At 70.2% G+C, this 490-nt stretch carries 1 protein-coding gene; it reads right to left on the bottom strand.

The window, feature by feature from the left end; all coding sequences use genetic code 11:
• A partial coding sequence (locus G4D85_RS48520) for a condensation domain-containing protein (RefSeq protein ID WP_205526042.1) occupies positions 1-490 on the bottom strand: 490 nt, incomplete at both ends.

Here is a 490-nt window from a genome sequence, read left to right as displayed (position 1 = left end):
TGCGCTCGGGGTTGAGCACGCGCACCAGCTCCTCGAAGGGAACGTCCTGGTGGGCGTAGGCGCCAAGCGCCACCTTGCGCGTGCGTCCCAATAGCTCGCGGAAGGAGGGGTCCCCCGAGAGGTCCCCACGCATGACGAGCTGGTTGACGAAGAAGCCGATGAGGCCCTCGGTGTCGGCGTGGGTGCGGCCAGCGATGTCGGTGCCCACGACGATGTCCGTCTGCCCTGAGTAGCGAGAGAGCAGGGACTGGAAGCCTGCGAGCAGGGCCATGAAGGAGGTGACGCCCTCGCGCTGGCAGAGCGCGGCGAGCGCTTGCGACAGCGCCTTTGGCAGCTGTCGCGAGAGGACGGCGCCGCGGTAGGACTGGGTGGCGGGACGGGGCCGGTCGGTGGGCAGCTCCAGCACCTGGGGCGAACCGGCGAGCTGCTGGCGCCAGTAGGAGAACTGCGCTTCGAGGGCCTCGCCCTGGAGCCACTGGCGCTGCCAGGC

Origin of the sequence: Pyxidicoccus trucidator, assembly GCF_010894435.1 — a bacterium.
In the GTDB taxonomy this organism is placed as follows: Bacteria; Myxococcota; Myxococcia; order Myxococcales; family Myxococcaceae; genus Myxococcus; species Myxococcus trucidator.
This window is presented reverse-complemented; position numbering and strand designations above follow the sequence as displayed.